Origin of the sequence: Rhodococcus sp. Leaf233 (genome assembly GCF_001426165.1) — a bacterium.
Lineage (GTDB): Bacteria > Actinomycetota > Actinomycetes > Mycobacteriales > Mycobacteriaceae > Rhodococcoides > Rhodococcoides fascians.
This window is the reverse complement of sequence record NZ_LMRO01000012.1, coordinates 572,577-598,067: the sequence shown is the minus strand read 5'-3', so window position 1 is coordinate 598,067 and position 25,491 is coordinate 572,577. Positions and strand designations below refer to the sequence as shown.

27 protein-coding genes are annotated in these 25,491 nt (G+C 65.2%); 15 read left to right on the top strand and 12 right to left on the bottom strand.

Annotated features, from left to right (window positions below; genetic code table 11):
• The first annotated feature begins 17 nt into the window (after window positions 1–17).
• From ASH04_RS22600 to ASH04_RS22585, 4 genes are all read left to right on the top strand, one after another.
• On the top strand, window positions 18–1,502 hold the full coding sequence (locus ASH04_RS22600) for an ABC transporter substrate-binding protein (RefSeq protein WP_235580069.1): 1,485 nt from the start codon (window positions 18–20) through the stop codon (window positions 1,500–1,502).
• 3 nt (window positions 1,503–1,505) lie between these two features.
• Window positions 1,506–3,257, top strand: a complete 1,752-nt coding sequence (locus ASH04_RS22595; protein WP_200937349.1) for an ABC transporter permease subunit — start codon at window positions 1,506–1,508, stop codon at window positions 3,255–3,257.
• On the top strand, window positions 3,254–4,519 hold the full coding sequence (locus ASH04_RS22590) for an MDR family MFS transporter (protein ID WP_057474582.1): 1,266 nt from the start codon (window positions 3,254–3,256) through the stop codon (window positions 4,517–4,519). Before ASH04_RS22595 ends, ASH04_RS22590 begins: the two co-directional genes overlap by 4 nt.
• A 220-nt stretch (window positions 4,520–4,739) precedes the next feature.
• Window positions 4,740–5,549, top strand: coding sequence for a MerR family transcriptional regulator (locus ASH04_RS22585; protein ID WP_082519382.1), 810 nt, complete (start codon window positions 4,740–4,742; stop codon window positions 5,547–5,549).
• 3 nt (window positions 5,550–5,552) lie between these two features.
• Here the strand turns inward: ASH04_RS22585 and ASH04_RS22580 are convergent, their stop codons facing one another.
• Complete coding sequence (locus tag ASH04_RS22580; protein WP_032367974.1) at window positions 5,553–6,371, bottom strand: DUF2786 domain-containing protein; 819 nt, start codon at window positions 6,369–6,371, stop codon at window positions 5,553–5,555.
• Window positions 6,372–6,559: 188 nt separating this feature from the next.
• On the opposite strand from ASH04_RS22580, the gene ASH04_RS22575 reads away from it, so the two are divergent.
• The 4 genes from ASH04_RS22575 to ASH04_RS27045 are packed head-to-tail and all read left to right on the top strand — an operon-like array spanning window position 6,560 to window position 9,889.
• Window positions 6,560–7,840 (top strand): ABC transporter substrate-binding protein, encoded by a 1,281-nt coding sequence (locus ASH04_RS22575; protein WP_032370043.1) that lies wholly within the window; start codon window positions 6,560–6,562, stop codon window positions 7,838–7,840.
• Between the two features lie 14 nt (window positions 7,841–7,854).
• Window positions 7,855–8,901 carry a carbohydrate ABC transporter permease gene (locus ASH04_RS22570; RefSeq protein WP_027495052.1) on the top strand — a complete coding sequence of 349 codons (1,047 nt, stop codon included), beginning with the start codon at window positions 7,855–7,857 and terminating at the stop codon, window positions 8,899–8,901.
• Window positions 8,898–9,719 (top strand): carbohydrate ABC transporter permease, encoded by an 822-nt coding sequence (locus tag ASH04_RS22565; protein WP_032367661.1) that lies wholly within the window; start codon window positions 8,898–8,900, stop codon window positions 9,717–9,719. The genes ASH04_RS22570 and ASH04_RS22565 overlap by 4 nt, the downstream gene beginning before the upstream one ends.
• Window positions 9,716–9,889, top strand: a complete 174-nt coding sequence (locus tag ASH04_RS27045; RefSeq protein WP_167327633.1) for a hypothetical protein — start codon at window positions 9,716–9,718, stop codon at window positions 9,887–9,889. Before ASH04_RS22565 ends, ASH04_RS27045 begins: the two co-directional genes overlap by 4 nt.
• On the opposite strand, the gene ASH04_RS22560 is transcribed toward ASH04_RS27045, so the two are convergent.
• Window positions 9,873–10,757: a LysR family transcriptional regulator gene (locus ASH04_RS22560; RefSeq protein ID WP_057474581.1), complete on the bottom strand. Its 885-nt coding sequence runs from the start codon at window positions 10,755–10,757 to the stop codon at window positions 9,873–9,875. The genes ASH04_RS27045 and ASH04_RS22560 overlap by 17 nt on opposite strands.
• Window positions 10,748–11,182, bottom strand: a complete 435-nt coding sequence (locus ASH04_RS22555; RefSeq protein WP_057474580.1) for an MmcQ/YjbR family DNA-binding protein — start codon at window positions 11,180–11,182, stop codon at window positions 10,748–10,750. The genes ASH04_RS22560 and ASH04_RS22555 overlap by 10 nt, the downstream gene beginning before the upstream one ends.
• 54 nt (window positions 11,183–11,236) lie before the next feature.
• On the opposite strand from ASH04_RS22555, the gene ASH04_RS22550 reads away from it, so the two are divergent.
• Window positions 11,237–11,641 (top strand): nuclear transport factor 2 family protein, encoded by a 405-nt coding sequence (locus tag ASH04_RS22550; RefSeq protein ID WP_057474579.1) that lies wholly within the window; start codon window positions 11,237–11,239, stop codon window positions 11,639–11,641.
• Window positions 11,642–11,736: 95 nt separating this feature from the next.
• Here the strand turns inward: ASH04_RS22550 and ASH04_RS22545 are convergent, their stop codons facing one another.
• Both ASH04_RS22545 and ASH04_RS22540 read right to left on the bottom strand, forming a co-directional pair.
• Window positions 11,737–12,819, bottom strand: coding sequence for an inositol-3-phosphate synthase (locus ASH04_RS22545; RefSeq protein ID WP_027495057.1), 1,083 nt, complete (start codon window positions 12,817–12,819; stop codon window positions 11,737–11,739).
• Entirely contained in the window at window positions 12,812–13,402 is a 591-nt protein-coding gene (locus ASH04_RS22540) for a PadR family transcriptional regulator (protein WP_027495058.1), read from the bottom strand. Before ASH04_RS22540 ends, ASH04_RS22545 begins: the two co-directional genes overlap by 8 nt.
• A gap of 197 nt (window positions 13,403–13,599) precedes the next feature.
• On the opposite strand from ASH04_RS22540, the gene ASH04_RS22535 reads away from it, so the two are divergent.
• The 3 genes from ASH04_RS22535 to ASH04_RS22525 are packed head-to-tail and all read left to right on the top strand — an operon-like array spanning window position 13,600 to window position 14,587.
• Complete coding sequence (locus tag ASH04_RS22535) at window positions 13,600–14,043, top strand: phage holin family protein (protein WP_231578221.1); 444 nt, start codon at window positions 13,600–13,602, stop codon at window positions 14,041–14,043.
• Window positions 14,040–14,318 carry a DUF3618 domain-containing protein gene (locus tag ASH04_RS22530; RefSeq protein ID WP_045841555.1) on the top strand — a complete coding sequence of 93 codons (279 nt, stop codon included), beginning with the start codon at window positions 14,040–14,042 and terminating at the stop codon, window positions 14,316–14,318. Before ASH04_RS22535 ends, ASH04_RS22530 begins: the two co-directional genes overlap by 4 nt.
• Window positions 14,315–14,587, top strand: coding sequence for a DUF4235 domain-containing protein (locus tag ASH04_RS22525; protein ID WP_045841556.1), 273 nt, complete (start codon window positions 14,315–14,317; stop codon window positions 14,585–14,587). The genes ASH04_RS22530 and ASH04_RS22525 overlap by 4 nt, the downstream gene beginning before the upstream one ends.
• Window positions 14,588–14,613: 26 nt before the next feature.
• Here the strand turns inward: ASH04_RS22525 and ASH04_RS22520 are convergent, their stop codons facing one another.
• Together ASH04_RS22520 and ASH04_RS22515 are read right to left on the bottom strand one after the other, a co-directional pair.
• Window positions 14,614–15,459 carry a DUF1707 SHOCT-like domain-containing protein gene (locus tag ASH04_RS22520; protein ID WP_156158524.1) on the bottom strand — a complete coding sequence of 282 codons (846 nt, stop codon included), beginning with the start codon at window positions 15,457–15,459 and terminating at the stop codon, window positions 14,614–14,616.
• Between the two features lie 21 nt (window positions 15,460–15,480).
• Window positions 15,481–16,296: a DUF1707 SHOCT-like domain-containing protein gene (locus tag ASH04_RS22515; protein ID WP_231578222.1), complete on the bottom strand. Its 816-nt coding sequence runs from the start codon at window positions 16,294–16,296 to the stop codon at window positions 15,481–15,483.
• 99 nt (window positions 16,297–16,395) lie between these two features.
• Here ASH04_RS22515 and ASH04_RS22510 point away from each other — a divergent pair, with 99 nt between their 5' ends.
• From ASH04_RS22510 to ASH04_RS22500, 3 genes are all read left to right on the top strand, one after another.
• On the top strand, window positions 16,396–16,827 hold the full coding sequence (locus ASH04_RS22510; protein ID WP_027495064.1) for a DUF5318 domain-containing protein: 432 nt from the start codon (window positions 16,396–16,398) through the stop codon (window positions 16,825–16,827).
• A gap of 291 nt (window positions 16,828–17,118) precedes the next feature.
• A complete protein-coding gene (locus tag ASH04_RS22505; RefSeq protein WP_235580076.1) occupies window positions 17,119–19,590 on the top strand; it encodes a transglycosylase domain-containing protein in 2,472 nt (823 codons plus the stop codon).
• A gap of 111 nt (window positions 19,591–19,701) precedes the next feature.
• A complete protein-coding gene (locus ASH04_RS22500) occupies window positions 19,702–21,150 on the top strand; it encodes a glycosyltransferase family 87 protein (protein WP_052053643.1) in 1,449 nt (482 codons plus the stop codon).
• Here ASH04_RS22500 and ASH04_RS22495 read toward each other — a convergent pair.
• From ASH04_RS22495 to ASH04_RS22475, 5 genes are all read right to left on the bottom strand, one after another.
• Window positions 21,125–22,357 carry a TerD family protein gene (locus ASH04_RS22495; RefSeq protein ID WP_235580068.1) on the bottom strand — a complete coding sequence of 411 codons (1,233 nt, stop codon included), beginning with the start codon at window positions 22,355–22,357 and terminating at the stop codon, window positions 21,125–21,127. The two genes, ASH04_RS22500 and ASH04_RS22495, sit on opposite strands and share 26 nt — an antisense overlap.
• Before the next feature lie 90 nt (window positions 22,358–22,447).
• The gene (locus ASH04_RS22490; protein WP_032367670.1) at window positions 22,448–22,675 is read right to left on the bottom strand and encodes a helix-turn-helix domain-containing protein; all 228 of its coding nucleotides are present in this window, start codon (window positions 22,673–22,675) and stop codon (window positions 22,448–22,450) included.
• The gene (locus ASH04_RS22485; protein WP_230591619.1) at window positions 22,675–23,253 is read right to left on the bottom strand and encodes a hypothetical protein; all 579 of its coding nucleotides are present in this window, start codon (window positions 23,251–23,253) and stop codon (window positions 22,675–22,677) included. The genes ASH04_RS22490 and ASH04_RS22485 overlap by 1 nt, the downstream gene beginning before the upstream one ends.
• A gap of 105 nt (window positions 23,254–23,358) precedes the next feature.
• Window positions 23,359–24,093: an ESX secretion-associated protein EspG gene (locus ASH04_RS22480; protein ID WP_057474578.1), complete on the bottom strand. Its 735-nt coding sequence runs from the start codon at window positions 24,091–24,093 to the stop codon at window positions 23,359–23,361.
• Between the two features lie 2 nt (window positions 24,094–24,095).
• Window positions 24,096–25,466: a PPE domain-containing protein gene (locus ASH04_RS22475; protein ID WP_057474577.1), complete on the bottom strand. Its 1,371-nt coding sequence runs from the start codon at window positions 25,464–25,466 to the stop codon at window positions 24,096–24,098.
• Window positions 25,467–25,491 lie beyond the last annotated feature (25 nt).

Genomic DNA, 25,491 nt, shown 5'->3' with positions numbered 1-25,491 from the left:
CACAATCAGGAGCTACATTGACCAGCAACATGTTTCGCATCGGCGCGCTCGCAGCAGTGGGCACGCTGACGCTCACCGGGTGCTTTTCGTCCAGTTCTGCCTCCTCCGACGACGGCGAGAACCGCGTGCGCGTCGCAATGCTGCAGCCACCTCGTTCGGGGTTGTCCCAGTTCAGTGACGACGCCTTCAAGCTGTCGCGCTGGTCCACCGCCGAGACGTTGATCGTTCTCGACGATCTCGGTGAGGCCGAGCCGGGTCTGGCCACCGCCTGGAACCGCGTGGACGATCGGACCTGGAACTTCGACATCCGGCCGGACGTCACGTTCCACAACGGAGCCCCGCTCGACGCAGCAGCCGTCGTCACCGCACTGACCGCAGCCACGCAGTCGGCCCCCAAGCCGCGCATCCTCGACGGCGTCGAGATGACGGTGACCGCCACCGACGCCGACAGCGTCGCCGTGACCACTGCCGACGTCGATCCACTGGTACCGCAACGACTGTCGAGCCCGCAGCTGGCCATCCTGGCACCCGACGCGTACTCGACGGGCAGCAGCAACCCGATCGGAACCGGCACCGGGCCCTTCGTGTTGAAGGCCGTGAACGGCACGTCGACAGCAACTCTCGACCGCAACGAGAACTACTGGGGAGAGCCGGCGAAGGTCTCCGGCATCGACGTCGACTTCGTACCCGACGGCACGGCCCGCGCCGCAGCGCTACGCAACGGCACAGCCGATGTGGTGGAGGCGATTCCGGTGTCTCAGGCCGCCAACGTCGATCAGGCACTCGTGCACGAGGTGCCGATGCCGCGCACCAACACCCTGTACCTGAACACCGAGTCCGGGGTCTTCGCAGACCCGGCCATGCGCGCAGCCGCACGCGAATCGATCGACCGCGACCGTCTGGTCGATCAGGTGTACGAGGGCCGCGCCGACGCCGCGAACGGACTGCTCGGCCCCGCTCTGCCGTGGGCCGCCGACCGGCCGTCGCGTACGCAGACCCCGGCCGGCGACGCCGCGGGCAAGAAGATCACCCTCGCCACGTTCACCGACCGAGCCGAACTCCCGGAGGTCGCGGTGCTGCTGCAGCAGGAGCTCGAAGCCAAGGGCTTCGTCGTCGAACAGGTCGTACGCGAGTATCAGTTCATCGAAACCGATGCTCTCGCCGGTGCATTCGATGCGTTCATCCTTTCCCGCGCCACCGTGCTCGACTCCGGAGACCCGGCGGCGTACATGTACTCCGACTTCGCCTGCGAGGGATCGTTCAACATCTCGCAGTTCTGCGATCCGCAGGTCGATGCGGCGCTCGCCGACGCCGCAGCCACCGATCCCGGCGACGCTCGCCGCACCGCGATCCTCGACGCCGAAAAACTGATCCTCGAAAAAGACGCTGCGGTACCGCTGCTGCACGAACGCGTCATCCAAGGAGAATCCGAGGGCGTGACCGGCGTGGCTCGCGATCCACGCGAGCGCACCTTGATCACCAACCAGACCGCCTTCGAGTAGGCAGTGAGAACGACTGTCTCACGGCTGCTCTCGGTAGCGGGCGTCGTCCTGCTCGTCGGGATGCTGCCGTGGTTGTCCGACCGAGACCCCGCACTGAGCATTCTGCGGGCACGCTCCGCCGAGCAAGAAGCGACCCCCGAGGCCCTCGCGGCCATCCGCAACGACCTCGGTCTCGACGCCGGGCCGCTACGAACCTTCTGGAACTGGCTCACCGGCCTCGCGTCGGGCAATCCCGGAACATCCTGGAACACCGGCAAACCCGTACTGCCCGGTGCACTCGAGGCACTGTCCGTCTCGCTGACCCTGATGGGTTTCGCGATGGTCGTCGCGCTCGTGACGGCCGCTCTCGTCGTCCTGCCGAGCATGCGGGCCGGGCTGCGCGGCACGCCGAAACGTACCGGCGGAAGCGTCGCCGCTGCCCTGACGTCCCTGCCCGAGTTCCTGCTCGCCTCGGTACTGGTGGTCGTCGGAGCGGTGTGGTTGTCGTTTCCGGCGTACGGGTGGAACGGGCCGGAATACGCGGTGTTACCCGCACTGGCACTGGGCCTTCCAGCGGGTGGCTTGATCGGTCGCCTCCTCGCCGACGCAGTAGCCGTCACCTTCACCGAGGGATGGGTGACCACGTGGACGGTGGCCGGGTTCTCCCGGCGGCAGATCGCCCTCGCTGTGTTGCGCCGGGCCGTCCCCGGACTCGCGTCACAGGTCGGCTTGATCATGGTGGCCATGACGGGCGGCGCAGTGGCCGTCGAAAAGGTCTTCGCCATACCGGGATTGGGACGCTCGACGCTCGGTGACGCGCAGTCGCAGGACCTGCCCGCCCTGCAGATCGACATCTTGCTGCTGCTGGCCGTCAGTGCCGCCCTCGGTATCGCGGCGGAACTGTTGCGCCGTCTACTGCTCGGCAGCGCACTGCACGAGAAGGCGATGCCGATCCCGGCCGGGGTGTTCCACCCGTCACCGCGTCGGTGGATCGTTCCGATTGCAGCCGCATCGCTGCTCGCGGTCATGGTTCTGGTGGGGCTGCCACGAGACGGCCAGATCACCACCCGTGAGAAGTTCGCTCGACCATCGTCGACGTTCCCGTTCGGAACCGACGCGTCCGGCCGCGACCTGCTCGCCCGAGTGGCGGACGGGGCCGTGCGGTCGATCGGCCTGTCGCTGGCGGTCACGCTGGCGGCGTTGTGCGTCGGGGTACTGCTGGGGCTGATTCCTCGAGCGACCCGCGGCCTGGTGGAGGTCACCAATGCCGCACCGCCCGTCGTGACCGGCATCCTCATCGCCGCGATCTGGGGTCCGAGCGCCGGCGGGGCGGCTGTCGCGGTCCTGATCGTGACGTGGGCTCCACTCGCCGCGCACACCGCGGCACTCGTCGACGAGGCGCGAGCACAGCCCTACATCTCCATCTTGCCGACACTCGGTGCCGGCAACGGTCGAATCCTGTTCGGCTCCATCGTTCCCGGTGTGCTGCCGGCCGTGTTTCGGCACGCCATGATCCGGCTGCCCGGTGTCGCTCTGGCGCTCGCCGCCCTCGGATTTCTGGGCCTCGGTCCGCAACCGCCGACCGCGGATTGGGGACTGATTCTGTCCGACGGGGTAGCCGCCGTCGAGCGAGCACCGTGGGTCGCGGCAGCACCGCTGGCGTCGTTGACCGCACTGGCCGTCCTCGCCGTCTCCGTCGCCAGCGCGACGTCGGGGCGGGTGAGAACGACCGGTAGCGTTGACGGCAAAGTCGATGCAGGAGGGCGCGTTACATGAGTTCGAGGACCGACAAGTCGCCGACGCGGTGGCGGTGGTCGTTTCTCGTCGACCTCGGGCGCGCCACGCCCACGGTGCGATTGCTGGTTCTCACCCAGATGACGTTCAACATCGGCTTTTTCATGGTGTTGCCGTATCTGTCGGTGCACCTGACTTCCGATCTGGGACTCGGAGCGGCACTCGTCGGCGTCGTCCTCGGTATCCGAACGTTCTCGCAGCAGGGCCTGTTCTTCGTGGGCGGCACCCTCGCCGATCGGTGGGGCATCAAGCCGGTGGTCCTCGTCGGCTGTGTCCTGCGAGTACTGGGGTTCCTGGGCCTGGCTGCGTTCGATTCTCTCGCCGGTGTCGTCGCCGCGACGGTACTGGTCGGGTTCGCGGCCGCATTGTTCTCTCCCGCAGTGGAATCCGCGATCGCCATCGAAGCAGGCAAGAGCGAACGCAGCGGCGGTGCCACCCGGGTTCAGACCTTCGCGCTGTTGTCGGTGTGCAATCAGATCGGATCGTTCACCGGCCCACTCATCGGATCTCTGCTGTTGTTGGCCGACTTCCGAATCGCATGTCTCACGGCCGCAGTCATTTTCGTCCTCGTCATCGCCGCACACATCAGATGGCTGCCGCGCGAGCCCGGCGAACACCGCGACGATCCGTGGCTCTCGGGCTGGACCGACGTGATCCGCAACCGCACCTTCGTGCTGTTCGCCGTCGCTATGAGCGCGCAGTTGGTGGCCTACAACCAGCTGTATCTGCTGCTCCCCCTCGAGGTCGAACGGGCCTGGGGATCCCAGACGGTACTCGGCTGGTTCTTCGCAATCTCCGCGGTACTCGTCGTCACGACGCAGTTGCCCATCACCCGACGCGTCGCCACGGTCTCGCCGCGCATCACGCTGCCGATCGGATTTGCCGTCATGGCACTTTCTTTCGCCCTGGTGGCGGTCCTCAGCCCACTGGAGCTGACGGGGCTCGTCGGCCTCATTCCGGCCGCCCTGTTCGTGTTGCTGCTGGCACTGGGGCAGATGATCGCGATGCCGCAGGCGCGCGACCTCGTCCCCAAGATGGCTGCCGAACGGCGACTCGGCTCGTACTACGGATTCATGGCCTCCCTCGGCGGCATCGGGGTACTCCTCGGCTCGATCGCCGTCGGAGCGGTGATCGACGCGTCACCCGACACCGGCTGGGGAGCAGCAATCCCATGGCTGGTCGCTGCGCTGTTCCCCATCGCCAGTGTCATCGGCCTGCGAATCGTGTTGGCTCGCCTCGACTGAGTTGGTTCTGGTGTCGCCGGCTTCTGTCGGCCGCCCGCATTTCCCCGCCCCCTTTCCTCTGTCCCCATCCCGCCGTCGTCCCCATCCCGCCGCCCCCATTTCCCGCCGCCCCCATTTCCCGCAAACGCGCGCGCGTTTGCGGCGGCCTCGGCTACATCCGGCGTCACCCCTCCCCCGGGAGAGTCGACTCTCCCCCACGGGGAGGGGCGAGAATATCGACATGAACGGATTGCTCACGATCGGCGAGTTCTCGCGAATCACCCATCTGTCGGTGAAGACCCTGCGTCGCTATCACGAGTCGGGTCTGCTCGAACCCGCGACGGTCGACGACTACTCGGGCTATCGGTACTACGCCACCGATCAGGTCGGGGTCGCGCAGATCATCGGTCGATTCCGGAAGATGCAGATGCCGGAGCGGGAGGTGCGGGCAATCGTGCAGACACCCGATCCCGATGCCCGCGCTCGACTGATCGCCGAACATCTCACTCGACTCGAGCGTCAGTTGGACGACACCAGATCAGCCGTGACTGCGCTGCGCCGGTTGCTCGATCCCACTCCGCCCGCGATCGATGTCCGACGCATTCTCACTGAACAATCTTCTGTCGCAGCCATTTCCGAGGTGGTCGACGCGTCCGACGTGCTGGGCTGGTACTCGGACGCGATGGCCGAGATCGACGCGGTCGTATCGGACACCACGGGGCCGCCGGGCGGGTTGTACGACAACGATCTCTTCACCGACGGGCGGGGTGAGCTGACCGTCTACGTTCCCACCGTCGATGCGCCATCCGTCGGCAGAGTTCGGCCGATGACGCTGCCTCCCGTCGAACTCGCGGTGACGGTTCATCACGGACCCCACGACGACATCGACGTCACCTATGGCGCGCTCGGGGTGCACGTGGAGACCAACGGTCTGGCCATCGCGGGGCCGGTTCGCGAGGTCTATGTCGTCGGGCCGCGGGATACCGAGAACTCGGCGCTGTGGCGTACCGACATCGGATGGCCGGTGTTCACGGCATCACCGGCCACGTAGCAGTCAGCGTCCCAGCTGCCGGCTTGCTCCGCCGATCTCTGCGTGGGCACCGATCTTCGCGTTTCGTCCCGCTCGATCTCCGGCCTTGCGTGCGCCCTCGGAGTACCCGGCGTTCGCGCTCTGGCCTCGCCAGTGCCCGCGTGCAGTGGACGTCTGGCGGTAGTAGTCGCGTAGCTCGATCTCCTTGTCTCGCAACACCAGAGCGGTTCCGGCACCGGAGGTCTCCTGCGCGATGGCCTTGGCCTCGGTGTCCTTCTTGACCTCCGCGAGCCGTTGACCGATGCGCGACGCGAATGCCGTCTGAAAGTTCAGACGCGCCGTCACGGCGGCGACGGGCACTTCCTCGCGTCGGGTGTAGCGGCGACGATTCTTGACCTCGGTGACGGTGCGGATGGCCGTCTCGGATTTGTAGGCACCGGACTTGATGTACGCGTCGGACGCTCGGACCATCTGAATCAGCAAAGAGGAATACAGGGCCTCGGTGGTCTCGATGTCCGAGTCGAAACCGTAGGCGAACACCTGCGTCGACGATCTGGCGACGTCGCACTGCACATCGTTTGCGTGGGCGATGGCGACGAACAGTTGAACGTAGGTCTTGAGTCCACGCTTGCCCGGTTCACCGATGGGGATGACCTTCTGAGTCGGCGTCGCTTGCCGTTCGCGGGATGCGCTGTGCGAACGCGCCACCGCCAGATCCACCGACGCCGACGTGGCCAAACGCTGCGCGGCCTCCATGAAGGCCTCGGCCTCGTGGGGGTTGTCGGTGGACTCCGCCTGACGCAGCAATCCGCCGATTCGCGTCAGCATCTTGTCCGAACTCATGAGCGAAAGGGTACCGGGCACCTCCGACACGTCCGGGTTGACCGATTCAGGAACTCGATAATGACCCCTACGCGGTGAGTTGTGTGCCACAGTACCCATCGACATATGTGTCGGGGGAGCATCACAGCACGATTCTGCGTGCCCATCTCCGGGCGCATACCACCGCGTAGAAGTAAGTGGAGAAAACAATGGCGTCTTTGATCACGAAGGTGGCAGTGGTTGCGACAGCAGCCACGCTGCTGACGCTCACCGGATGTTCGAGCGACAGCGGTTCGAGCGGCGATTCGGGTGCTGCATCCGAAAATGCCGACGGCCGTGGACCTATCACCTATGTCGAGGGCCAGGACACCACCGAGACCGGTGTCGTCCAGCAGATCATCTCGGAGTGGAACGCCGCCAACCCCGATCAGCAGGTCACCTTCAAGGAGCAGTCCGCCGACGCCGATCAGGCCCACGACGACTTCGTTCAGCAGCTCCAGGCGCAGCAGAGCGACTACGACGTCATGGCACTCGACGTCGTCTGGACCGCCGAGTTCGCGGCCAAGGGCTGGCTCGTGCCGCTCGAGGGCGAATTCGCACTCGACAACGCAGGCGTTCTGCCCGCGACCGTCGCGAGCGCGACCTACAACGGCAAGCAGTACGCCGCGCCGAAGAACACCAACGGCGGACTGCTCTACTACCGCAGTGATCTGCTCCCCGAGGCACCCACCACCTGGGCCGAGCTCACCGAGGACTGCCAGGTCGCTCGCGACAACAACATCGACTGCTACGCAGGGCAATTCGCCCCCTACGAGGGTCTGACGGCCAACGCGTCGGAGATCATCAACGCGCACGGCGGATCGATCGTCGGCGAAGACGGCAAGACCCCCACCGTCAACAGCCCGGAAGCCAAGGCCGGACTGCAGACTCTGGTCACCGCGTTCGAGACCGGCGTCATCCCGGCCCAGGACACCACGTTCAAGGAGTCCGACAGCCAGCAGGCGTTCCAGGACGGAAAGACACTGTTCCTGCGCAACTGGCCGTACGTCTACGGCACCGCCGCAGAAGAAGGTTCGGCTGTGGTCGGCAAGTATGCGGTCGCACCCCTTCCCGGAGTCACCGGCGTGGGCACCTCGACGCTCGGCGGATACAACGCCGCGATCAGCGCGTACTCCGAGAACAAGGCCACTGCTGCCGACTTCCTGCGCTTCATGCAGGGCGAGAAGGCGCAGCGCATCATCGCCGAGGGTGCTTTGCCGCCCGTGCTCTCCTCGCTGTACGACGATCCCGCACTGATCGCCGCGATGCCGTACCTTCCCGCATTGAAGGCATCCATCGAGAACGCCGTTCCGCGTCCCGTCACCCCGTTCTACCCGGCCGTCTCGAAGGCCGTGCAGGACAACGTCTCTGCCGCCATCAAGGGTGAGAAGAGCGTCGACCAGGCGATCACGGACATGCAGGCCGGTATCGAAACCGCCGGCGCCAACTGATTTCGGGAGAACCAATGGCTGTACCTGCTGGTGTGACCAGTGGGGCCGCCGCAACCACCGCGGCCGGGGGCTCGTCCCCCGGCCGCGGTCGGCATGTGCGGTCCAAGAACAAGCGGTTCGGCCTGACGCAGGGTCGGGCCTGGCTGTTGATCGCACCGACGATGGTGATCCTCGCGATCGTCATCGTCTACCCGGTGATCCGGGCCCTGGTGATGTCCTTCTCCAAGGATCCCGGTCTCGATCCCGCCACCGGCATGTTCGTCACCGGTGGATCTGCCGGCTTCGACAACTACACGCACTGGATCCTGCAGCAATGCACTTCGGCGTCGGGCACGTTGGTGCCCTGCCCGCCGGGGACGCTGGGGTCGCAGTTCTGGGGTGCCGTCGGAAACACCGCGTTCTTCACGGTCGTCACGGTGTCCATCGAGGTGGTCATCGGCTTCGGAATGGCCGTCATCATGGGCAAGACCTTCGCCGGACGCGCCCTGTTGCGCGCGGCAATCCTGATCCCCTGGGCGATCCCGACGGCGGTCACGGCCAAGCTCTGGTACTTCATCTTCGCGTACGACGGCATCGCCAATCGCATTCTGGGAACCAACATTCTGTGGACCGGCGACGCGTGGCCCGCTCGTTTCGCCGTCATCATCGCCGACGTGTGGAAGACGACGCCGTTCATGGCGCTGTTGATTCTGGCCGGGTTGCAGATGATTCCCGCCGACGTGTATGAGGCGGCTCGCGTCGACGGTGCGTCGGTGTGGCAGCGGTTCACCAAGATCACACTGCCGTTGGTCAAGCCCGCGTTGATGGTGGCAATTCTGTTCCGCACCATGGACGCGCTGCGTATGTACGACTTGCCGGCGATCCTCACCGAGGGCAATCCCGCCACCCGGACCATTTCGATCCTGGTGGTGGATCAGATTCGGCAGGGATTCAACAGCGCTGCCTCGCTGTCGACGATCTCGTTCATCATGATCTTCGTCGTGGCGTTCATCCTGGTGAAGTTTCTCGGTGCCAATGCCGTTGCCACTCAGGACAATCAGCGCAAGGGGCCCGGCCGATGAAGCAAGCTCGCATCTATCTCGGCGTTGTCGTCATTCTCGTCTGGGGACTGGCACCGTTCTATTGGATGGTCGTCACCGCATTCCGCGACCCGCGCTACACCTTCGATACGACGCCGTGGCCGACGCACGTCACGTGGGAGAACTTCGAGAACGCGTTGTCGACGGCGAACGGCAACAACTTTCTTCGTGCGGTGGGCAACAGTCTGATCGTGGGCGGCGCGACCACGCTGATCGCGTTGGTCATCGGCATCTTCACGGCATACGCGCTCTCGCGCATCGACTTTCGCTTCAAGTACGTGGTGACGGGCATCATCCTGGGTGCGTCGATGTTCCCCGTCGTCGCATTGGTGACCCCGCTGTTCCAGTTCTTCACCAACATCGGCTGGATCGGCAGCTACCAGGCGATGGTCATCCCGAACATCTCGTTCGTTCTACCGCTGACGATCTATACGTTGGCGGCGTTCTTCGCCGAATTGCCCTGGGAGCTCGAAGAAGCCGCGCGGATCGACGGTGCCGGACGATTCCAGGCATTCCGCCTGGTGATGCTCCCGCTCGCCGCGCCTGCCTTGTTCACCACCGCGATTCTCGCGTTCATCGCCGCAGTGAACGAGTACTTGCTCGCCAGCCAGCTCTCGAGTGACAAGACCGAACCGGTGACCGTAGCCATCGCGCGGTTCACCGGCAACGATCCGCTTGTGGTGCCGTATGCCGCGATCATGGCCGCGGGCACCATCGTTGCGATTCCACTGGTGATCATGGTGCTGCTGTTCCAGCGCCGCATCATCTCCGGACTGACGGCGGGCGGCGTCAAGTCGTGACGGCGCAGGACCACCTGCAGTTGTTGGCAGGCATTCTCGGGTTCTTCGCGCTGGTAGCTCTCGGTTTCGCCGTAGCCGGGATCATCGGAGGTGATCCCGGCGTGCTGCCGTCCGTAGCGCTGCTCGGCTTGCTGGTCGCACTGTGGTTCACCGTCAAGAAGATTCGCTGAAACTCGTCGTCGCTACGGCCACCAGTTCGGCGAGTGCCGGACTCATCGCGCTGCGCCACACCAGGGCCAGCAGGGCGGCGGTGTGCGAGTCGGTCAGCTCGATCGCGACGAGCCGGTCGCCGTAGAACTCGGCCATCGACCGGCTGAGAATCCCGACCCCCAAACCGCGGGCTGCGAGGTCGGCCACCGCGTCAGGTGCGCTGGCCTGCAACGTGATCGACGGTGACAGACCTACCCCGGCGCAGTCCCTGTCGAACACCGCACGAATTCCGGTGCCCGGCGGTAGGGCGATGATCGGGTGTTCGCACACTCGGCTCAGCGTTGCCTCTCGCCGCCCTGCCAGCGGATGCTCCGCTGGCACGGCTGCAACAATTCGCTCGTCGATCACCACCATCGATTCGAGTCCGGCGGGGGTCCGAGAAGCGAGCCCGACCAACGCAAGATCGATCTCGCCGGACCGAACATCCGCGACGAGATCGTCCGAATTACCCTCGCGCAAAGCAATGTCGACGCCGGGATGTGCCGCGTGGAAGCCCGCCAACGCGTCGAACAGTGGGGGAACGGTGCAGGCGGTGACCATACCGACGCTCAGTGTGCCGCTCAGTAGGCCCGTCACATCGTCGACGGATTGTTTGACGGATCCGGCCGCGGCGAGTGTCGCGCGGGCCTGCGGCAACGCCGCCTGGCCGGCTGTGGTCAAAGTGGCTGTGCCACCGGATCTGTCGATCAGCTCGGCACCGAGTTCGCGCTCGAGCGCCCTGATTTGCGCGCTGACCCCGGATTGGCTGATGTGAACGCGGGCGGCAGCGCGGGTGAAGTTCGCTTCCTCGGCCACCGCGACGAAATACTCGAGCTGCCTCAGTTCCATTGCTGTACTCCCAGATCGGGACCTTCGCCGGCATCGAGGCGGGCTATCGCGCGCTTCGGCGCGGTGACGCGGTAGCTGCAGTCGATCAGTTCGGCGGCTTCGCCCCAGACATCGCTGTCGGCCTTGTCTTTGCGGTCACTGCTCAGGTCGAATCCCACCCAGCCTGCGGGTCCGAGGTAGGCGGGATGGAAGTAGCGCGGCTCGAGTTCGCAGGCTCGCTGCTCCTCGGCGCTCTCGCATTTGACGGTGATCGACAGATCGAACTGATCGCCGCCTTTGACGCCGCCGCCGAAGTAGACGAACACCGAGGTCGTGCGGAAGGTCGGCCTGCCGTGCGAAACCTTCTCGGTCACGTCGGGGTACGCGAACGCCAGAGCGCGAACGCGTTCGAGAATCGGATGCTTCGAGGTGGGATCGATGGCCACGCGAGAACGATAGCGCGTGATGTCTAGCTGCGGCTATGAGTAGAAGTTCTGGTGATGATCGGAACCAACTGTTGGACTTCTGGCGCGGCGGGTTCGAGACTCGAATCCAGGACACAGACACCCGCACACATTGCAGCGACCTACTTCGAGGCCTGGAAGGCGAAGGACTTCGACACTCTCGCGTCGATCCTGCACGAAGACGCCACGTTTCGGGGGCCACTCGGCACCGCCGACAGCGGCGAAGAATGCGTCGCCGGGTTGAAGGGAATGTCGCAGATCGTCACCGACATCGACATCGCGCACGTCTTCGTCGATGGCCCGAACGTGCTGACGTGGTTCGAGCTGCACACGTCGATCGCACCCCCGGCCCCCACCGCGAACTGGCAACGAATCGAGAACGGCAAAATCACCGAAATCAGGGTGACCTTCGACCCCCGCGCCATCGTCGAGGCGGGATAGACGAACGCCCGCCGGTACTCAATGTGACGTTCAGTGGCCTTTTGGGGGGTCAATGTCACGTTGAGTGGACCGGCGGGCGTCGGTGCCGCACAGAATTACGCGTCGATGATGAAGGCTTCGAGTTGTTCGCGAGCGACGTCGTCGGCCAGCTGCTTCGGCGGGCTTTTCATCAGGTAAGCGGAAGCCGGGATGACCGGTCCACCGATGCCGCGGTCCTTGGCGATTTTCGCGGCGCGGACTGCGTCGATGATGACGCCGGCGGAGTTGGGCGAGTCCCAGACCTCGAGCTTGTATTCGAGGCTCAGGGGAACGTCACCGAAGGCGCGGCCTTCGAGGCGCACGTAGGCCCACTTGCGGTCGTCGAGCCAGCCGACGTGGTCGGACGGTCCGATGTGGACGTCCTTGGCGTTGAATTCCTTCTGCAGGTTCGACGTGACGGCCTGGGTCTTGGAGATCTTCTTCGACTCGAGGCGGGTGCGCTCGAGCATGTTGAGGAAGTCCATGTTGCCGCCGACGTTGAGCTGCATAGTGCGGTCGAGCTGCACGCCGCGGTCTTCGAACAGCTTCGCCATGACGCGGTGGGTGATGGTGGCACCGACCTGGCTCTTGATGTCGTCGCCGACGATGGGGACGCCAGCGTCCTCGAATTTCTTGGCCCAGACGGGGTCGGAGGCGATGAAGACGGGGAGGGCGTTGACGAAGGCGACGCCTGCGTCGATGGCGGCCTGTGCGTAGAACTTGTCGGCTTCTTCGGATCCGACGGGGAGGTAGGACACGAGGACGTCGACCTTGGCGTCACGCAGTGCCTGTGCGACGTCGACTGCTTCGCCGTCGGCCTCGGTGATGGTCTCGCGGTAGTACTTTCCGAGGCCGTCGAGGGTCGGTCCGCGCAGGACGTGGACGTCCTTCGGGGGCACGTCGGCGATCTTGATGGTGTTGTTCTCGCTGGAGAAGATGGCCTCGGAGAGGTCGAAGCCGACCTTCTTGGCGTCGACGTCGAACGCGGCGACGAACTCGACGTCGCGGACGTGGTACTTGCCGAACATGACGTGCATCAGGCCGGGAACGGTGGCGTTCTCGTCTGCGTCCTTGTAGTACTCGACACCCTGGACCAGGGATGAGGCGCAGTTGCCCACACCCACAATGGCCACGCGGATTGCGTTGTTGTTCTCACCCATGGTCGGGTTCTCCTTCTGTCTTGACTGTCCTGTTTGGTGCTGTGTGGGACGGTGCTGGGTTGGGGGCGGCTTGCTCGGCTGCGATGACTTCGTTGAGCCAGCGCACCTCGCGTTCGCTCGATTCGAGACCGAGCTGGTGGAGTTGCCGGGTGTAGCGGTCGAGTGTTCCGTTCGCCTTGGCCACAGCGTCGCGGAGGCCTTCTCGGCGCTCCTCGACCTGGCGTCGTCTGCCTTCGAGAATGCGGACCCGAGCTTCTGCCGGGGTTCGACTGAAGAAGGCCAGATGTACGCCGAATCCGTCGTCGGTGTAGTTCTGCGGTCCGGTGTCGGCCACCAGTTCGGCAAATCGTTCCCTGCCGAGGGGGGTGAGCACGTACACCCGTTTTGCTCGTCTTTTCACGAGCAGTTCGGGACCGGCGTCCTCGGCGATGAGCCCGTCGGTTTGTAGTCGACGGAGCGCCGGGTACAGCGATCCGTACGAAAACGCACGAAATGCTCCGAGCAGGCCGGTCAGCCGCTTGCGAAGCTCGTAACCGTGCATGGGTGATTCGAGAAGCAGTCCGAGAATTGCGAGCTCGAGCATGCAACTCCCCCTTCTCGAATCCAACTATCACATCCTGGCGATGCGATGAGCCACACTATCGGAGAATGTATCGCGCCGATACATGAAGTGACAAACCAATGGCCGGTTACATCGCGCGAATCGGCATTTGTGGGCGTGTTTTTCGGGGTCCTTCGCGGGTATCGACACAGGACGGCACTACATCGAAGGAGCGCATCATGCACGAATACGATCAACCGCCCCCGCTGTCGAACGGCGAGTCCGAGCGCGGTTCCCACGTGGCGGACCTGTCGACGGTGCAGCTGATCGAGCGACTGACTACTCAGGTCTCGACGCTCGTCCGGACCGAGATCGACGCCGGACTCGCCGAAGTCAAGAGCAAGGGAAGCCGCCTCGGGGTAGGCGTCGGAATCTCCGGCGCGGGTGCGCTGCTGCTGTTCCTCGGGCTCGCCACCTTGATCGCTACCGCAGTGCTCGGACTGGCGACAGTGCTGTCCGCATGGCTCGCAGCGCTGATCGTCGCGATCGTGGTGCTGGCGATCGGGGGCATCCTGGCCGCAGTCGGCGCGTCCCGGGCCAAGAAAGCCTTGCCACCGATTCCCGAGGACACCGCAGCACGTATCGGCGACGACATCACCGCGGTGAAGGAAGGAATCCGATGACCGACACACCGGCCCACAGCGTTCCCGGCAACTCCGATCAGCCGCCCAGCATCGAGGAGCAGCGTTCCGAACTGGCCGACACCGTCGCCGCTCTCGCGGCCAAAGCCGACATCCCCACCCGAGTGGGCAACGAGGCCTCTCGTCAGGCGACACGTGCCTCCGATGCGGTGCGCAGTAGGCCCGGCACTGCCGCAGGGGCCGTGGGCTTCGTGGTGACCGCAGTGTTGGTGACGGTTCTTCTTCGTCGCCGACGTGCGAGAAAGGTGTTTCGATGAGTGCAGTATCGAAGGCGTTCTACAGACCGATGTCGTTGGCGACGAGTGTGCTCGGCGGGCTGGCGGCCGGCGCGGTGTTCAAGCAGGTGTGGAAGCACGTCGGCGACGACGACGCGGCGGCCCCCGACCCGAAGGATCTGAATCGCTCCGTCGGAGAGGTGCTGATCGCGGCAGCTGTCCACGGTGCGGTGTTCGGCGTCGTCAAGGCCGCAGTCGACAGGGCAGGGGCAACCGGTTACCGCGCCATCACGCACGAGAGCCCGAAGTAGCTGACACGCAACATGATTCGCGGCGTCTATCGGCTTACTGAGACGATGTTGCCCGCGAAGTCCGCTTCGACACGGCCACCCTGATCGTCGTAGTTCTTTGCGGTGATCGAGATGCGCTGCTCACCGCGGGAGTCGGTGATCATGACGTACTCGACGGCGGCGTCCGGGACCCCGACGGCCTCGGGCGTTCCCGCGACGAGGCCTGCCAGAACCGCGGAATCGATTGTGGTCCAGTCGAAAAGAGCCTCCTGTGCGTCTGGCGCGTCGGTTTCGTGATACACCTCGAACCCCCCGGAGACGAACACGCGCTCTCGTCGGCCCTCTGCCGTCGGGCGATAGACGTCGGCACGGTTGCCGTCCATCTGAATGAACACCTCGAGAACCTGCGAACTGCCGAAACGTTGCACGTAGCGTTCTCGGAAATCGTCGAGTCCGGCTGCCGTGTCGAAAACTAACGGGCGAGCGACTATCGGGGTGACGTCGACCGGCAGGTCCATCGGCACGGTGGGGGTCACGCTGCGCGTCGTCGTGGACGCGACGACGGCAGCAGTCGGAACCGGTTCTTCGCTGGTCCTGGTCGACAGAAACACCACCAGCCCTACAGTCACGATGACGACCGAGCCGAGTGCCAGCAGTAGCCGGTTCTTCGGTTCGGATGTTCGCGGCGGTGGTTCCGGAAGGTCGACGTCGATTTGTAGGTCGGAGACCAGGCGTCGTAGGTCGCGCAGGGTGATGGCCACCCGCGCACGTTCGCTGCGTAGGCGGTGCTCGTCGAAGGTGAGCTGGCCGTCGGCGTATGCGGAATCCAGAACGGTGGCGGTCAGCGCGCGGTCGATTTCACGGGCGCGAAAATCGGGTCGTTGTGCCATCATGCGGCCTCCTTTCCGGACACATCAGCCGAACGAAAACGGCGTGACACGCAGGAAGTTGCCTGCGGGATCGAATAGGAGAGTTCCGCTTTCCTGGTCGGTGTTGTCGGCGGAGACGGAAATTTGCGGACCGTTGTCGCTGCCGTGGAAGCTCACGTTGTAGCTGTCGATGCGACTCATGTTCAAGCTCTCGCGGGCACCGGCGATGATTCCCGCTGCCTTCGTCAGATCGACCGTCGCCAGGTCGATCTGAGGTTCGTCGAAGTCGCGGGTGCTCGAGAAATTGTCGTCGTAGTCGTCGATCACGCCGTTGCGATAGGTGTAGCTGACCTGCTTCTGTGGCACCCCGGGTGCAGGTGCCGAAATGACGGCGTAGTCCTCGTACAGCCCGAGTCTGTCGACCACCGACGTGCCGATCTTCTGTTGCAGTGCATCGACGATATCCACGACGACTGCAGGATTCTTGTACCCAGCCGACCCGAGACTCGATTCGGGGTCATTGGTGTTCGAGCACGCGCGAATGCCGAATGTGAGCGCCACGAGTGCGGCAACGGCAGGGACCGCGACGGCCATGAAGCCCAGGCGTGAGCCCTTTGCCGTCGTGATCGGATGCGCGAACTCGATCGGGTCGGCCATCGGCGGCAGATCGGTGTCGTTCTGAAGGTCCTCGATGAGGGCGTGCAGATCGGCGATCGTGTCGGCTTCCTTCGCCAGATCGATCCTTGCGGCGTGCTCGAAATCGGACAGCTGGCCATCGGCGAGTGCTTCGTCCAACGTGGCGCAAGTATCGGTGCGATCCACATCACGCGCTCGCGTACTGGGTGACAGTCGCGTCGGCACAGGTGGAGCATAGTTTCTCGGCCAAGGAATGGGGGTCGATCGTCGTCCAGGCGGGGATCGCAGGTCTCCATCGACACTGCCGCACGTACTCTGGTTCTCGTGCGACTTCAGCGACAGGTGGTGGACTACGCCCTTCAGCGTCGGTCGCTGCTGGCCGAGGTCTACTCCGGTAGGACGGGCGTGGCAGCGGTCTGCGATGCAGATCCCTATCTTCTACGTGCCGCCAAGTTCCACGGCCGCGGCAGCGACGTAGTGTGCCCGATCTGCCGGAAGGAGCAGCTCACGCTGGTGTCGTGGGTGTTCGGCGAGAAGCTCGGACCCCTGTCCGGCTCCGCGAGAACGGCCGACGAACTCGGCCGGCTGGCTGCCACCCAAGAGGAATTTTCGGTCCATGTGGTCGAGGTCTGCCGCTCGTGCAGCTGGAATCACCTCGTCCAGTCCTACGTCCTCGGGGCCGTGCCCGCACCCAAGCAACCCCGTCGCCCACGATCGGGATCCCGTCAACCGAACCGTCGAACTGCGAGTGAATGACACAATCGCTTCGCTGAACCCAGCCACCGAGAATTCGACGCGGCCGCCGAGATTACTGGAGATTCGTACGTGAGTTCCCCCTACGACAACAACCCGGGTAACAACGAACCTGGCCGTAGCGACTCCGGACGGCGCCCCGACGTGCCCGGACCACCGCGCGGCAGCCGCCATTCCGATCCGCCCGGACGTCGTCCGGTACCCCCACCGGGCCAACGTCCGGTGCCTCCTCCGGGCCAACGTCCGCTACCGCCTCCGGGTCAGCGCCCCGGACCGCCTCCCGGGCAGCGTCCGATGCCACCGCAGGGTCGACCGCCGATGCCACCTCCGGGTCAGCGTCCGGTACCGCCTCCGGGACAGCGCCCCGGGCCCCCTCCTGGGCAGCGTCCGATGCCACCGCAGGGTCGACCGCCGATGCCTCCCGCCGGCCAACGTCCGGGTCCGTCTCAGGGTCAGCGTCCGATGCCACCGCAGGGGCGACCGTCCGGTGACGGTCGCTACGCCGCGGCAGGTGTCACTCGATCGGGATCCGTCCCGCCGCCACACGAACCGAACGATCCATCAGCTAGCTCCTCGGGCAACGAACCGCCCGAGCCCCCCGAAAGAGGTTCCGCCGCGAAAACGAAGAAGAAGTCCAAGTGGCGGGTTGTTCGACGCACCATTTACGCGTTGATCGCCTTGGGCCTGATAGTGCCGATTCTGCTGTTCATGGTGGCGTACACGCTGGTGGACGTCCCGCGGCCCGGTGACCTCAGGACCAATCAGGTTGCGACGATCTTCGCCTCCGACGGGTCGAGCGTGCTCGGCAAGGTGGTGCCACCCGAGGGCAACCGAACCGATGTCACGATCGACCAGATTCCGGAGCACGTGCGTAACGCCGTGCTCTCGGCGGAGGATCGCGACTTCTATTCCAATCCCGGGTTCTCGGTGACCGGCTTCGGCCGTGCCCTGCGCGACAACGTTCTCGGACGTGACAGCGCGGGCGGCGGTTCCACGATCACCCAGCAGTACGTCAAGAATGCGGTGGTCGGCTCCGAGCGGACGTTGACGCGCAAGATGCGGGAGCTGGTCATCTCGTCGAAGATGGCTCGTCAATGGTCCAAGGACGACATTCTCGCGGCGTATCTGAACACCATCTATTTCGGTCGTGGCGCTTATGGCATCGCTGCCGCGTCGACGGCGTACTTCGGCAAATCCGTCGATCAGCTCTCGGTCGAGGAAGGCGCAGTACTGGCTGCGACCATCCAGCAGCCGTCCGGACTCGATCCGGAAGTCAACCCCACCGGTGCTCAGTCGCGGTGGAACTACGTGCTCGACGGTATGGTCTCGCAGGGCCAGCTCGATCCGACTCAGCGTGCGGCGATGCAGTATCCGCAGTGGGTCCCGATTTCTCAGGTCGATTCGGGTGATGCCGCCGACGCAGGTCCCAACGGTCTGATCAAGGCGCAGGTACTGCGTGAGTTGTCGGCTGTCGGGGTCAGTGATCAGGATCTGAACACCGAGGGTCTGCAGATCACGACGACGATCGATCCGAGGGCGCAGGCCGCCGCGGTCGAGGCCGTGGACAACAACCTGCAGGGTGAGCCGTCGGAGCTGCGCACGGCGTCGGTGTCGATCGATCCGCGCAGTGGCGCGGTCCGCTCGTACTACGGCGGCGCGGACGGGCGCGGTTTCGACTTCGCGCAGTCCGGGTTGCAGACCGGATCGTCGTTCAAGGTGTTCGGCCTCGCCGCTGCCTTGGACCAGGGCATTCCGCTGTCGAAGATGTACGACAGTTCCTCGCTCGACGTCAACGGCATCCAGATCAGCAACGTCGAGGGCGAATCCTGTGGCACGTGCACCATCGCCGAAGCCCTCAAGCGGTCGCTGAACACGAGCTTCTACCGCATGATGCTGGGCATGGACAACGGCCCGCAGGCGATCGCGGACATGGCACACAAGCTCGGTATCCCGCAGGAGATCGAGGGCGTCGGCCCCACGCTGACCGAGCCCGACAACGCGGGCCCGAACTACGGAATCGTGCTCGGCCAGTACCAGTCGCGGGTGATCGATATGGCCTCGGCCTACGCCACACTGGCAGCCTCCGGCGTCTACCACACCCCGCACTTCGTGCAGAAGGTCGTCACGGCCGACGGCACGGTGTTGCTCGATCGTGCACCCGAGGCCGGTCAGCAGGTCGTCTCGGCGGCGGTGGCCGACAACGTGACGTCGGCGATGCGTCCGATCGCCGGGTACTCCAACGGTCACAACCTCGCGGGTGGTCGTCAATCGGCGGCGAAGACCGGTACCGCGCAGCTCGGTGATACCGGACAGAACAAGGACGCCTGGATGGTCGGGTACACCCCGTCACTGTCGACGGCGGTGTGGGTCGGTACCGAGCAGGGCTTGCCGCTCGAGAACAGTTACGGCGGTCCGATCTACGGATCGGGCATACCGTCGGACATCTGGAAGGCGACTATGGACGGCACGCTCGAGGGCACCTCGAACGAGACGTTCCCGACGCCCGAGGCCATCGCCGGTCAGGCAGGTGTCCCGCAGTACTCGGCACCGGCTGCCCCGGTCACGACGGTGGCTCCGTCCGCGCCGCCGCCCGTGACTCTGCCGATCCCGACGGAGATTTCGCCGCCGGTGGTCATCACGCCGCGTCAGGTCGAGATTCTGCCGGGCGTCACCATTCCGCTGCCGGGTCTGGCCCCGGCTCAGCCCGCACAGCCACCGGCAGCACCCGAGCCGGCAGCCCCCGAACCGGCGACTCCCGGCCAGTAGCACCGAACGGTGACGACCGAACCCGAGCGCAAGGGCAGAGCCCTTGCCAGTCCTGGTCGCCTGGACACGGCGAGTGCAACGGACCGTGACGCACCCAGCCGTACCGATCCGATGACCGAGGAACTGTCCTCGGTCATCGGCGGGCCGGTGGGCGCGCACGCTCTGGTCGGTCGGCAACGGTGGTTCACTGCGCTGCGGGTCATCCTGTTGCTCGCTGTGGTCTTTCTCTGCTTCGGCTGGTTCGCCAAGGCAGCGTGCATTCAACAGGCACCGGTGGGTCCGAACGGTGAACTCGGACTCGACTGGAGCGGCAGTCGCCAGTACGTGGCGATGTGCTATTCGGACACCGTGCCGCTCTACGGTGCCGAGCGGCTCGACCAAGGCGCGTTTCCGTACAAGAAGTCCTGGGAAGAAACGAAGGCCGACGGGTCGAGTCAGATCCGGTACATGGAATATCCGGTCATTGCCGGCCTGTACCAGTACGGCTCGATGGTCGTCGGAAAGGCATGGAACTCACTGAGTTTCCTGCCGCAAGCCCTGCCTGTGGTCGTCTACTTCAACGTCGTCGCTCTGGGATTGGCCGTCGCGTGGCTGGTCACCGTGTGGGCGACGGCGATCTCGGCGGGGCGACGCATCTGGGACGCTGCCCTGGTGGCTGCCTCACCGCTGGTGATCGTGCATGGATTCACCAACTTCGACGCTCTCGCGACGGCATTCGCGCTCACCGGTCTGCTGGCCTGGGCCAAGAAGCGGCCCGTACTGGCCGGCATACTGCTGGGTCTCGGCGGTGCCACCAAGCTCTATCCTCTGTTGTTCCTCGGGCCGCTGCTGGTGTTGTGCTGGCGGGCCGGCCGCATGCGCGAGTGGGGGCTGACCGCAGCGGCTGCCCTCGGGGCCTGGCTTGCGGTCAATCTTCCACTGGCCCTGCTGTATCCGACGGGGTGGTACGAGTTCTTCCGGCTCAACTCCGAGCGCGGAGCCGACCCCGATTCGCTGTACAACGTCGTCACTTCCTTCACCGGATGGACGGGCTTCGACGGCCCCCTCTATCCGGGGGACAAGCCGATGGTTCTCAACGCAGTCACGCTGCTGCTCTTCGCCGTCGTGTGTGCGCTGATCGCCTACATCGGTACGACGGCTCCGACCCGGCCGAGGCTGGCCCAGTTGGTGTTTCTGGTGGTGGCCGGGTTCCTGCTGACCAACAAGGTGTGGAGTCCCCAGTACTCGCTGTGGCTGGTCCCTCTCGCGGTGCTGGCTCTACCGCATCGTCGAATCCTGTTGGCGTGGATGGCAATCGACGCGTTCGTCTGGTTCCCCCGGATGTACTACTACCTGGGCGTGGACAACAAGGGTCTGCCCGAACAGTGGTTCACCGCCACCGTGGTCGTGCGCGATATCGCAGTGATCGGCTTGTGCGCGTTGATCGTTCGGCAGATCTACCGGCCGTCGGAGGATCTCATTCGAAACGGCAGCGCCGTCGACCCGCTCGGTGGCGTACTCGACGGCGCTGCAGATCGAACCGGTCGGCGTGCGGTCACATATAGCGGCCGAGCTGCTTGACGGCTTCACCGGCGTGCTTGGCCTGGATGCCGTCGCCGATGGCCTGTAGCTTCCATTCACTGCCCTGGCGGTAGACCTTTGCCATCACCAATCCCGTGAACGGCATGCCGCCCTGCAGGGTGAAGCGGGCGAGTTCGGTGTTGGTGGTGTTGTCGACCAGCCGGCAGAACGCATTGGCAACCTGCTCGAACGTCTGGCCGCGGTACGAGGTGACCGTGAAGACGATGCCGGTGACGTGCTGGGGTACCCGCGTCAGATCGACGACGATGACCTCGTCGTCGCCCTCGCCCTCGCCGGTCAGGTTGTCTCCCTTGTGCGTGATCGACCCGTCCTTGGCGTTGAGCTGGCCGTAGTACACGACATCGTTGACGTTGCGATCTGCCAGCATGATTGCCGACGCGTCCAGGTCGATGTTCGCCGCACGGCCTCCGCCGCCGAACAGTCCACCCTTCTTCGGGGTCGTCACCGGGTCCCAGCCGAGGCCCATGCGAATGACCGTCAGGGCCACGCCGCCGTCCTTGCGGAGAGTGACCTTCTGGCCCTTGGACAGACTGACGGGCTTGGACTTGGTGAGGCTGACTTCCGGAGCTTCGGAGCGAACCGGGGCGGGAGGGGCTGCGGGAGGCGCGGCCGGGGCGGCCGGGGCGGGTGGCGTCGGCGGTGCAGGGGGCGGGGTGGGTGCCGGAGCCGGCGCGTCGTCCACGGAGACACCGTGATCGGTCACCAACGCAGCGAAACCGCCCGCGTATCCCTGCCCCACGGCGCGCACTTTCCAGCTCCCCTGGCGGCGGTAGATCTCCAGCGCGATGACGATGGATTCGGAGCTGAGACCGTCGATCGTGTACTCGTACAACACATTTCCCGCTGTGTCACTGACTCGCGCGACCGGGGGTGCCGATCGGCCGAAGTTGCTCGATGCGTCGTCGAGGGTGATGACCGCACGGATCTGCTCGATGTCGGACGGAACTGCGCCGAGCGAGACGGCGAGCCGCGCCGGCCCGCCCTGCCCTGGTTCGAGGCGAACACCGGGACCGGTCGGCTGATTGAAGAACACGAAATCGGCGTCCGTGCGCACCTTTCCGGCGTCGGTGACCAGAAGTGCAGACAGATCGGCCGGCACTGCCAGGGCGATGGACACGACGACGTCGCCGACGGTGAGGGGGCCGTTCTGACCCTTGGACAACGGTTGACCGGCCGGAGCAGACAATGTGGTGGACTCTCTCTCGAAGTGCTGGTTACCGTCATCCAATGTACTTGGTCGATTTGTCCGACTGATGTGACCGCGAAGGCTTGTCGGTCAGATCTGGCGGAGGGTGAACAGGTCGCCAGGGGTGCAGCCGAGCACCCGGCACACGGCGGTCAAGGTGGAGAATCGGATGGCCTTGGCGCGGTCGTTCTTGAGTACCGACAGATTCACGACGCTGACCCCCGCCAGACGCGACAGCTCGGCGAGCGTCATGCCGCGGGCTTCGAGGATCTCGCCGAGATGACACACGACGAGATGGTCGACCAACTCCTCGGCCATCAGACCAGACCATCGGCATCACGAGCGAGCTTGGAGCCCTGGGCGATGGTGGCGTAGACGAATTGCAGGAACGTGGACACGAAGATTGCGATCCAGAGACCGGTGGCCGGTCGAGCGGTGTCCACGGTCCCGCTCAGCTCGAGCGCACCGACGACGCTGTTGGTGCCCAGCATGTTCATGAACCCAGTGATGATGGGGTAGGCGAGAATGCACGCGCCGATCACTACGACGTCGGTGCGTGCGGCGTTGGTGAAGGGATTCCCGGCGATGACGCGATCGCAGAAGCGGTAGAAGAACAGCAGGCCCACCAGGATGATCACCAGTCCGACGGCGAGGGATCCGTAGCGCATCACGTCGATGAAGCCCAGCAGTCGTACGATTTCGGCTTTCGGGACGCTCAGCTCGACCGAGTTCCCCGGTTGCAACTGGCCTCCGAACAACTCCACCGGCGGGGTGTTCCACTCGGGTTCGACCGTGGCAAGGACGTAGTCCGAGGAGTGGTATTTCCACATCTTCCAGCCGGTCCAGCCCACGGCCAGTGCTCCGTAGAACACCATCGCCCACTTGTTGGTCCTCATGGAACCCAGTCCGTATGCCATCCCGCCGCCTCCATATCGATAGTCGATAACAACGAATATCGATAACCTATCGAAAATCGATACGGTGTCAAGGGGTGGGCTGTGTCATCGGCGTAAGGCCGACTCCAACTGTCGCCCGATTTCGGCGACGAATCGGGTGGAATCGGCGGGCACGACGTCGATCGACGCGTGGGAACGAACGAGGTAGCGGCCGTCCCCGTCGAAGTCCATCCAGAAGAACGAGACGGCATCGGTATCGCGGCGGTGGTCGTAGGTGGCGCCGCGCGCGACGATCACCTCGCCGACTGCCGATCGCGGTCGGGCGAAGAACGCCTCGAATTTCTCGTCCGCAGTCGCGTTTCGAGTGGCCGTGGACAGGATTGCTCCGCTCGATGTGGTTGCAGTGCAGGGGTGTTCGAGCGTGGCGGCCGCACGGCGTCCGGCCTGCACGGTCGGCACGGACTCGGCGATCCGTACGGGGGCAGATGCCGGGGTCACCGTGTCGATCGTGACCGAACAGTCCGGCCCAGGGCGTTGGGTGAGGACGACCGCGAGATCGTGGGTCACCGCTGCATGAACGCGCACCGGGCTCTGCCCGAGAGCGTGTGTGTCGCTTCGGCATTCGATGCGCACAGCGGGGTCGATCACCACTCCGATGGCTGCCTCGAGCCGCTCGTCCACCAGCGCGTCGATCCTCGCCGACGCTTCGCGCCGCAGCTGTCGGAGCTGATCCTCGGTATCGACGTCGACGGTGACGGCCAGAGGGTAGGGCAGCCGATCCCGTCCGAATCGACTGCAGAGCATCGCGAAATCCATGCCGCGCACGGTCCACTGCGTCACCGTCAGCCGCCGAGCACAGGGGGTGCGACGAGTGGCAGGTCGCCGATCAGTTCGCTGCCGTTGCCGACGTCGATCAAATAGCCGGGGGTGGTGTGTTCTCCGTCGTTGTCGCCGGTGCCACGACCTCCTGCCGCGCCCATACCGCCCGCTCCGGGCATACCGTGAGCCCCTGCTCGACCGGCCGCCGCCGCACTCGCGCCGCCCGGGCCGCCGCTGGAACCGCCGGGACCGATCGGAGACCCGAGAACAGAGCCGCCGTAACCTGCACCGGAACCCACACCGCCACCGGATCCGTTGTAGCCCGAGCCGCCGTAGTTGGAGCCGCCGTAGCCCGAGCCGCCGTAGCCGGCACCCGGGGAGCCTGTCCCCGAGGAACCGCCGCCTCCCACGTTGCTTCCGAGTCCCCCGGGAGCATTTCCGGGGCCACCGGCTGCGGCGGCCCGGGTTTCCCCGGATCGATCTGCAGGCGGCAGCGGTCCGGATGGACTCGAACCCGGTTGCCCGGGGCCCGATTGTCCAGGCGTCGCGGTGCCGGCTTCGGTCTGCTGCGCAGCCGACTGCGCTGCGGGATCGACGGCTCCTGCCGAGCCTGCGCCCCCACCGGACGTCGCACCGCCGCTCCCACTGGCGGCCGGATAATTGCCTGCCGGGAAACCGCCTGCCCAGCCGCCGGTGGAACCGCCGCCTCCGCCGTCGACGGGATTGTGCGCCGTCGGCAGCACCGGAACGTTGGTGTCAGACAGCACCACGCCCGGTACGTACACCGATCGCATGATCCGACGCGCTTCGTTCTGCTGCTCCTCCTGCACTGCCGTCGCCGTTTTGGTAGCGAACGGAACGGGGAGCAGGGAACCGATCAGGGTGCTGGCCTCGGACGCGACCACCGGCGGCATTCTCGACTTGGTCTGCTCGAATCCCGCGTGTGCTTCGAGCAGCTTGTTCCCAATCAGGCTCATCGACGTGGCCAGCGCGGACGCCGACGAGACGTAATCGCCTACGCCGCCGCGCACGGCGTCGGACATCGGCCCGGACCAGCCCGACGCCATGGCCGCCTCGATTCCCGTTCGGAAGCCGTCGGATCCGGAGCCGGCGGCGGCCGAGAGGTCGTTCCAGTTCTTCGACGAAGTCGCAATGGGACCGATGGCCAACGACCCGACCATGCCCGCGATGTCCTCGTGTGACATCACCTCGAACGGTTCGGTGATCGTCACTTCGTTGGGTTCGTAGTCACCGCGGTAGTCGAATGCCCCGTTCGCTTTCTCGAACGCCTCCCCGAGCATGGTGCCGACGAGCTCGGGCCCCACCGGGGTCACGAATATGTTGGTGACTATCCCGTCGATCGTCGCTTCGAGTTCCTCGTACGGATTCGCCATGCCCACCCCTTGCCACGCGCCTGTC

Coding starts and splice junctions, on each gene's coding strand:
- ASH04_RS22565 (WP_032367661.1), top strand. CDS start 8,898: ATGAAGCAAGCTCGCATCTATCTCGGCGTTGTCGTCATTCTCGTCTGG.
- ASH04_RS22550 (WP_057474579.1), top strand. CDS start 11,237: ATGATCGGAACCAACTGTTGGACTTCTGGCGCGGCGGGTTCGAGACTC.
- ASH04_RS22485 (WP_230591619.1), bottom strand. CDS start 23,253: ATGAGGACCAACAAGTGGGCGATGGTGTTCTACGGAGCACTGGCCGTG.
- ASH04_RS22525 (WP_045841556.1), top strand. CDS start 14,315: ATGAGTGCAGTATCGAAGGCGTTCTACAGACCGATGTCGTTGGCGACG.
- ASH04_RS22535 (WP_231578221.1), top strand. CDS start 13,600: ATGCACGAATACGATCAACCGCCCCCGCTGTCGAACGGCGAGTCCGAG.
- ASH04_RS22490 (WP_032367670.1), bottom strand. CDS start 22,675: ATGGCCGAGGAGTTGGTCGACCATCTCGTCGTGTGTCATCTCGGCGAG.
- ASH04_RS22590 (WP_057474582.1), top strand. CDS start 3,254: ATGAGTTCGAGGACCGACAAGTCGCCGACGCGGTGGCGGTGGTCGTTT.
- ASH04_RS22575 (WP_032370043.1), top strand. CDS start 6,560: ATGGCGTCTTTGATCACGAAGGTGGCAGTGGTTGCGACAGCAGCCACG.
- ASH04_RS22500 (WP_052053643.1), top strand. CDS start 19,702: ATGACCGAGGAACTGTCCTCGGTCATCGGCGGGCCGGTGGGCGCGCAC.
- ASH04_RS22570 (WP_027495052.1), top strand. CDS start 7,855: ATGGCTGTACCTGCTGGTGTGACCAGTGGGGCCGCCGCAACCACCGCG.
- ASH04_RS22520 (WP_156158524.1), bottom strand. CDS start 15,459: ATGATGGCACAACGACCCGATTTTCGCGCCCGTGAAATCGACCGCGCG.
- ASH04_RS22530 (WP_045841555.1), top strand. CDS start 14,040: ATGACCGACACACCGGCCCACAGCGTTCCCGGCAACTCCGATCAGCCG.
- ASH04_RS22545 (WP_027495057.1), bottom strand. CDS start 12,819: ATGGGTGAGAACAACAACGCAATCCGCGTGGCCATTGTGGGTGTGGGC.
- ASH04_RS22580 (WP_032367974.1), bottom strand. CDS start 6,371: ATGAGTTCGGACAAGATGCTGACGCGAATCGGCGGATTGCTGCGTCAG.
- ASH04_RS22475 (WP_057474577.1), bottom strand. CDS start 25,466: ATGGCGAATCCGTACGAGGAACTCGAAGCGACGATCGACGGGATAGTC.
- ASH04_RS22540 (WP_027495058.1), bottom strand. CDS start 13,402: ATGCTCGAGCTCGCAATTCTCGGACTGCTTCTCGAATCACCCATGCAC.
- ASH04_RS22505 (WP_235580076.1), top strand. CDS start 17,119: ATGCCACCGCAGGGTCGACCGCCGATGCCACCTCCGGGTCAGCGTCCG.
- ASH04_RS22560 (WP_057474581.1), bottom strand. CDS start 10,757: ATGGAACTGAGGCAGCTCGAGTATTTCGTCGCGGTGGCCGAGGAAGCG.
- ASH04_RS22585 (WP_082519382.1), top strand. CDS start 4,740: ATGAACGGATTGCTCACGATCGGCGAGTTCTCGCGAATCACCCATCTG.